A 7,310-nucleotide genomic window follows, 5' to 3' on the forward strand; every position below is an offset into this window, starting at 1 on the left:
GGTGCCCGTGTGTCGGGTGCGGCGCCGTCGTGGCTGGTCGCGCCCACGCGGCGGTAGCCGCATATCGGATACAGCCCCGCGCCCCTTACGGGGCGCTCAAGTCCCCCCGAAAGAGCCGCACATGACCGTTGAGCCGTACTCGGCCGACCTTCCCGTAGTGATCATCGGTGCCGGGCCCGTGGGTGTGACCGCCGCCCTTCTGCTTGCCCGGCGCGGAGTGCGCAGTGTCGTGCTGGAACGCCACCGGGACATCTATCCGCTTCCACGCGCCCTCGTCGTCGACGACGAGGTGCGCCGGATCCTGCAGGCCGCCGGCGTGGGGGAGGAGTTCGACGCCATCGCCCGCCCGGGCAACGGGCTGCGCCTCCTCGACGCCCGGCACCGGGTGATGGCCGAGTTCCGCCGCGCCGGGCACGGCCCGCACGGCTACCCGCAGACCAGCATGTTCGAGCAGCCCCGGCTGGAGCGGCTGCTCCGCGCCGAACTGGCCCGCCGCCCGGAGTGCGAGCTGCGCGGCGGCGCCGAGGTCACCGCGGTCACCGCGGCCGGCCCGGGCAGCACCGGCCCCGTGCGGGTCGCCTACCGCGACGACACCGGCGAGCACGAGCTGCGGGCCGCGGCGGTGCTCGGCTGCGACGGCGCCAACAGCCTCACCCGGCGGGCGATCGGCGGCGTCTGGGAGGACCTGCGGTTCGAGGAGAACTGGACCGTCGTCGACGTCCGCACCCCGGCCGCCGTCCGCTCCTGGGGCGGGGTCGACCAGGTCTGCGACCCGGACCGGCCGGCCACCTTCATGCGGGTCGCCGAGGACCGCTACCGCTGGGAGTTCCGGCTCCGCGAGGGGGAGCGGCGGCCGCTGCGCGAGCTGGTCGTGCCGTGGCTGCCGCTGTCGTACGACGGGGAGTTCGAGGTGATCCGCGAGACGCGGTACACGTTCCGGGCGCGGGTCGCCGACCGGTGGCGCGACGGCCGGGTCTTCCTCCTCGGCGACGCCGCCCACCTCACCCCGCCGTTCATCGGGCAGGGGCTGTGCGCGGGGCTCCGGGACGCGCACAACCTCAGCTGGAAGCTGGCCCGGGTGCTCCGGGAGGGCGGCGACGAACGGTTGCTGGACACCTACGAGAGCGAGCGCCGACCGCACGCCCGGCACGTGATCCGGCTCGCGGTGGCGCTGGGCTGGGCCATGACCGGCGGCCAGGACGGCGCCGCCCCGCTGCGCCGCAGGCTGCTGGCCGCCGCCTGCCGCGTCCCCGGCCTGACCGCGGCGGCCGGCCGCGACCTCAGCCCCGCCCTGACCCCCGGCCCGCTCGTCCGGCGCGGCCCCCGCCGCGGCCTGCACGGCACCCACTGCCCGCAGCCCTGGGTGCGCGCCGACGGCCGCCACAGCCGTCATGCCCGCCTCGACGAGGTGCTCGGCGACGACTTCACCGTCCTGACCGCCGCCCGTCCCGCGCCCTCGCTGACCGCGCTCGCCCACGGACTCGGCGTCCGCGCCGTTCCGGTGACCGCCCTCCACGACGACGGCACGCTCGCCGCCTGGCTGCGCGCCGGCCGGGCGGACGCCGTCCTGCTGCGGCCGGACCGCGTCGTCCTGGACGTCGTCCCGGCCGGCGGGCGCACCTTCACGGACACCGCCGCCTGGGCCGCCCTGCTGCACACCGCGCGCAGCCCCCACCCCGTCGAGAACAGCCTGTCGAGGAGCACCACCACACCATGAACGGTCCCGACCCGTACCCCAGCCCCGCCCCCTTCACCACGCCCGATCCGCGGGCCGTCGCGGACAGCCGCATCGCGGACTTCGCCCGCCGCGCCGGGCTGGACGGCACCGACTACGCCGCCCTGCACCACTGGTCGGTCACCGACCTGGAGGGCTTCTGGGCCGCGGTGTGGGAGTACTTCGACATCGACGCGGCCACCCCGTACGAGCAGGTGCTCGACGGCGAACGGATGCCGGGCGCCCGCTGGTTCACCGGGGCCACCCTCAACTACGCCCACCACGCCCTGCGTCACCTTCCGGCCGACGGGCCCGCCGTCATCGCCCTCGACGAGACCGGCTCCGGGTACGAGGTGACCGGGGACCGGCTGCGCGCCCAGGTCGCCTCCGTCGCCGCCACCCTGCGCGACCTCGGGGTGGGCCCCGGCGACCGGGTCGTCGGCTACCTCCCCAACACCCCGCACGCGATCGTCGCGTTCCTCGCCGCCGCGAGCCTCGGCGCCGTGTGGTCGGTGTGCGGGCAGGACTACGCGCCGCGGGCCGCCGCCGGCCGGTTCGGCCAGCTCGAACCCGTCGTACTGATCGCCGCCGACGGCTACCTCTTCAACGGCACCACGCACGACCGGCGCGACGCCGTCCTCGAACTCGCCGCCGCCCTGCCGACGTTGAAGGCCACCCTGCTGGTGGACCACGTGGGCCTGCCGTGGCCGGCCCGGCCGTACCCCTCGCTGGTCGTCCCCTGGGAGGACGCGGCCACCCGCACCGAGGAACTCGCCTTCGTGCCGGTCCCGTTCGACCACCCGCTGTGGGTCGTCTTCTCCTCGGGGACGACGGGACTGCCCAAGGGCATCGTGCACGGCCACGGCGGAGTCCTGCTCGAACACCTCAAGACCCTCGGCCTGCACTCCGACCTCGGCCCCGGCGACCGCCTGCTCTGGTACACCACCACCCACTGGATGATGTGGAACCTGGTCGTCTCCACCCTCCTCACCGGCGCCACGACCTGCACCTACGACGGCAGCCCGGCACCCTTCGCCAAGCCCGACACGCTGTGGGAGCTGGCCGCCCGGCACCGGGTGACCGTCTTCGGCACCAGCCCCCAGTACCTGCTGGGCATGGCCAAGTTCGGCATCGACCCGTCCGTGCACGACCTCTCGGCGGTCCGCGTGGTCGGCTGCACCGGCTCCGCCCTGCCCGCCTCCGCCTACCCCTGGGTCCGCGACCACGTCGGCGAGCGGGTCCTGCTGGCCTCCATCAGCGGCGGCACCGACGTGGTCTCCGGCTTCGCGGGCAGCGCGCCCAGCACCCCGGTGTGGGCGGGGGAGTTGTCCGCGCCCCACCTGGGCGTGGCGCTGGCCGCGTACGACCCCGAGGGCTTCCCGGTCACCGACCGGGTCGGCGAACTCGTCGTCACCCGGCCCCTGCCGTCGATGCCGCTGTACTTCTGGAACGACCCGGACGGCACCCGCTACCGTGACGCCTACTTCTCGGTGTACGAGGGCGTGTGGCGGCACGGCGACTGGATCACGGTCACCGGACACGGCTCGGTGATCGTGCACGGCCGCTCCGACGCCACGCTCAACCGCAACGGCGTGCGCCTGGGCAGCGCCGACATCCACGACGTCGTCGAACGCCTGCCGGAGATCGCCGAGGCCCTGGTCGTCGGCGTCGAGGAGCCCGACGGCGGCTACTGGATGCCCCTGTTCGTGGTCCTCGCGCCCGGAGCGGCCCTCGACGACGCCCTCCGCGACCGGATCCGCGCCGCCGTCCGCACCGGCGTCTCACCCCGCCACGTCCCCGACGAGATCCTCGAAGTGCCGGGCATCCCGCACACCCGGACCGGCAAGAAGCTGGAGGTCCCGGTCAAACGCCTGCTCCAGGGCGCGCCGATGACGGACGCCGCCGACCCGTCCGCCGTGGACGCACCGGACCTCCTCGGCCACTACGCCCGGCTGGGCGCCGCACGCCGCGAGCGGCCCGCGTGAGCGCCCGCCCGGCCTCCCTCGCCCTCGCCGTCGTCCTGGCCCTGGACTTCCTGCCGCTGGGTGCGGCGAAGATCGCCGCGCTGCCGTTCATGCGCCGGGCGGCGGCGCACCTCGGCATGACGACCGGCCGCTACCGGGTCGTCGGGGCGCTGGAGGTGGCCGGGGCCGCCGGGCTGCTGCTCGGACCGGTCTCGGCCCCGCTGGGGACGGCCGCCGCGGGCGGGCTGGCGCTGCTGATGGCCGGGGCGGCCGTGGCCCACCTGCGCCGCGGCGACCCGCCCGCCCGGGCGCTGCCCGCCGCCGTACTGTTCGTGGCGACGCTGGCGTACGCCTGGCTGAGCGCAGCCGCGTAGCGGGCGGACCGGCCGCGGACCGGCCGCGGACCGGCCGCGGACGTCGCCCGGTACCCACCCGGTACCAGCCCGGCGGGGACCCGGGCTCCGCAGCGGTGCGTGCGTGGTCGCGTGGCCGGCGCGGGACTACGTGGTTCACGGGATGCGGTGCCGTCGGGCGCGGAAGAAAGCTGGGGCCGTGCTGTCCGGGTACCTGGAGAGCTCCGATCGCGTGGCAACCGCTCGCCCTCTCTTCCGCGGCCCGGGGAGCGCACTCGGGCACCGGCCGACGAGCGTGGGAGTTGAGTGGTCTTGGGTCGTAGCACACCGCTGCGGGGTCGTTCCGACCAACTGTCGCTGGGGCTCGCCGTATTACGCCGTACGGTGTGGTCCGGCCAGAGCGGGATCGTCCTCGTCACCGGCGAGCCCGGGATGGGCAAGAGCGCGCTGCTGGACGCCCTGACCTGCGAGGCCGCCCCGCTCGGCTTCGTGATCGGGCGGAGCTCGGTGGACGAGATAGCGCGGACCACGCCCGGCGCGCCCCTGCTGATGGCGCTCAGGTCGGGGCCGCTGGCCCCGGCCGGGGCCGGGGCCGGGGAGATCGCCGAGCTCGACGGGCTGTCGGCGCGGCCCCTCACCTTCATGGACCGGATCGGCGAGATCCTGGAGCGCGCCGCGGCGGCCACCCCCGTCCTGATCGCCGTGGACGACGTGCAGTGGGCCGACCAGCTCAGCCGTACGGCGCTGTCCGCGCTGCCCGGCTGGCTCGCCGGGCACCCGCTGGTGTGGGTGTTCACCAGCAGGGACCCCGACTGCGAGGTCTTCCGCGACCTGGCGGCCCGCACCACCCCCTCGACACCCGTCACCGTCGTCCCGCTGGCGGCCCTCGGCCGGGACGACGTGCTGCAGATCGCCCGGGACCGGCTCGGCCGCCCGCCCTCGGAGCCGGTCCGCCGGATGCTCGACGGCGTCGGCGGCAGCCCCTTCCTGGCGGTCCAGCTCCTCGAAGGGCTGCTGCGGGCCGCGGCGCGCGGCGAGCCGGCCGACCGCGTCCCCGACGAGTTCATCGCGGGCGTCCGCCGCTCGCTGGCCGGCCTCGACCCGGCCGCCGCCGATGTGGTGCGGATGGCCTCGGTGCTGGGCCGGACCTTCGCCGTGGACGAGATGGCCGAACTCCTCGCCCCCCGGCACGGCCACCCGTCGGTCGCCCGGTACGACCACGCGTCGGTCGCCACCGGCGTGGAGGCGGCCCTCGCCTCCGGACTGCTCGGCACCGCCGGGCACCGCATCGGCTTCCGCCACGACCTGGTCCGCGAGACCGTCTACGGCGCCCTCTCCGACGGCGCCCGGCGCCGCTTCCACCGTGGCTGCGCCGCGTTCCTGATCGACGGCGGCCACAGCCCCCTGGAGGCGGCCCCGCACGCCAGGCTCAGCGTCACCCCCGACGACGAGGAGTGCGTCCGGATCCTGCGGGACGCCGCCGAGGAGGCCGTACCGGCACTGCCCGAGACCGCCGGGAAGCTGGTCACCGAGGCGTTCCGGCTGCTGCGGCCGGGCAGCCGGATATGGCGTGAGACGGGGGAGCACTGCGTGGACGTGCTGGGCCGGGTGCAGCGGGCGGCCGACGCGGTGCACCTCGCGGAGACGCTGCTGCGGCGCACGAGCGAGCCCGAGGCGACGGCCCGGATCCAGGTGCTGATGTCCCGCGCGCTGTGGCTGACCGGCAACCTCGGCGACTCCGTGGAGCGGATCGGCAGGGTCCTGGCGCTGCCCGGCATCTCACCGGAGCTGCGGGCCAGGCTGGAGGCGGCCCGGGCGCTGGCGCTGACCGGCCACGACGCCTGCGCCGCCCGGGCCGTGGCACCGGCCGCGCTCCAGCAGGCGCGGGCGGTGGACGACCGGGAGGCCATGGTGCTGGCGCTGCAGGCGGTCGGGGAGGTCGGCCGCAACTCCGGGCACCACCTGGAGGCCATGGCCGCGTTCCGCGAACTGCGGCAGCTGGAGGGCGTGAACCACGTCGCCGGCGAGATCATCGAACTGCAACTCCTCGACCGCTACGAGGAGTCCGAGGCGCTCATCGCCGCGGCCCTCGCCGACGCCCGGGACGAGGTCGAGGCGGTCCGGCCCTCCCTGCTCTCCGCCCACATGTGGCACGACTTCAACCTCAGCAGGCTGGACGACGCCGAGTCGGGGGCCCGGGCGCTGATCTGCATGAGCCAGGAACTGGGCGGCCACGTCTACGAGTTGGACGCCGTCGTGGTGTACGCCTCGGTGTGCGCGCTGCGCGGCGAGTGGGAGCGGGCCAAGCGTCTCGTCGCGGACCGGGAGAGCCGGAGCACGGCCGACGACGGCATCCGCAAGCCCAGCCTCCGGCTGATGCGCGGCTGGTTCGCCGCGGCCGAGGGGCGGCCCGCGGACGCCGTGGACATCCTGGCCCCGGTCCTCTACACCGCCCGCGAGTCGAGGACCTGCTGGCCCTGGTGGCCTGGCTGGACGCGGCTGCTGCTGGCCATCGGCACGGCCGCGGGCGACGAGCGCTTCGCCAAGGAGGCGCTCACCCTCGCCGAGGAGGGCGCCGCCCGCAATCCGGGCATCGCCAGCTACGAGGGGATCGCCTACCAGACCCAGGGCCTGGCCCGGCAGGACCTCACCCTGCTGGAGCAGGCCGCCGACACCCTCGGCCGCAGCCCCCGCCCCGAACTCCAGGCCGGCGGGGCCGCCGACTACGGGAAGCTGCTGGCCGCCCGGGGCCGGCGCGCGGAGGCCGCCGTCCACTTCGACCGGGCCTGGGCCATCTACGACCGCATGGGCGCCCGCCCGGCACAGGACTCACTGCACCGCGCGGCCCGCAAGGCCGGTATCCGGCGCCCCGAGTGGTCCGCCGGGGCCGGGAACGCCCGCCCGACCCACGGCTGGGCCGCCCTCACCGACGCCGAGGCCCGGGTGGCGGCCCTCATCAGCGCCGGCCACACCAACCGGTCGGCGGCCGCCGAACTCGGCGTCTCGCCCAACACCGTGGGCACCCACCTGCGTTCGGTGTTCACCAAGCTCGATGTCAACTCCCGCGTCCAGCTGGTCAACGCCCACCGCAACCGCACGGACGAGACCTTCGGGATCCGCTAGCGGGAATTCGGTAGCAGGAATCCGGTAGCAGGAATCCGGTGGCGGAAATCCCGGGGGACACCAGGGTCCCGGCAAAGTCGTTCTGTAGCCCTGTGACGTGGGATTTTGCGGGGTGGAAGAGGTGCGCGGGTGTGGTCCGGTCCGATTGGATGGAGG

General features: G+C 75.4%; 4 protein-coding genes. All 4 read left to right on the forward strand.

What is annotated here, in order from left to right:
• The first annotated feature begins 121 nt into the window (after nt 1-121).
• The 4 genes from ABZ887_RS16825 to ABZ887_RS16840 all read left to right on the forward strand — a co-directional run bounded on the left by ABZ887_RS16825 (nt 122) and on the right by ABZ887_RS16840 (nt 7,154).
• Nucleotides 122-1,717 carry a bifunctional 3-(3-hydroxy-phenyl)propionate/3-hydroxycinnamic acid hydroxylase gene (locus ABZ887_RS16825; RefSeq protein ID WP_361289284.1) on the forward strand — a complete coding sequence of 532 codons (1,596 nt, stop codon included), beginning with the start codon at nt 122-124 and terminating at the stop codon, nt 1,715-1,717.
• Nucleotides 1,714-3,699, forward strand: a complete 1,986-nt coding sequence (locus ABZ887_RS16830; RefSeq protein WP_361289287.1) for an acetoacetate--CoA ligase — start codon at nt 1,714-1,716, stop codon at nt 3,697-3,699. The genes ABZ887_RS16825 and ABZ887_RS16830 overlap by 4 nt, the downstream gene beginning before the upstream one ends.
• Nucleotides 3,696-4,052 carry a DoxX family protein gene (locus tag ABZ887_RS16835; protein WP_361289290.1) on the forward strand — a complete coding sequence of 119 codons (357 nt, stop codon included), beginning with the start codon at nt 3,696-3,698 and terminating at the stop codon, nt 4,050-4,052. Before ABZ887_RS16830 ends, ABZ887_RS16835 begins: the two co-directional genes overlap by 4 nt.
• A 291-nt stretch (nt 4,053-4,343) precedes the next feature.
• On the forward strand, nt 4,344-7,154 hold the full coding sequence (locus tag ABZ887_RS16840) for an AAA family ATPase (protein WP_361289293.1): 2,811 nt from the start codon (nt 4,344-4,346) through the stop codon (nt 7,152-7,154).
• Nucleotides 7,155-7,310 lie beyond the last annotated feature (156 nt).

Origin of the sequence: Streptomyces sp. NPDC047061 (genome assembly GCF_040643955.1) — a bacterium.
Classification (GTDB): Bacteria; Actinomycetota; Actinomycetes; order Streptomycetales; family Streptomycetaceae; genus Streptomyces.

Excerpts from the sequence above, each read along its gene's own strand:
- ABZ887_RS16825 (WP_361289284.1), top strand. The coding sequence starts at position 122 with ATGACCGTTGAGCCGTACTCGGCCGACCTTCCCGTAGTGATCATCGGT.
- ABZ887_RS16830 (WP_361289287.1), top strand. The coding sequence starts at position 1,714 with ATGAACGGTCCCGACCCGTACCCCAGCCCCGCCCCCTTCACCACGCCC.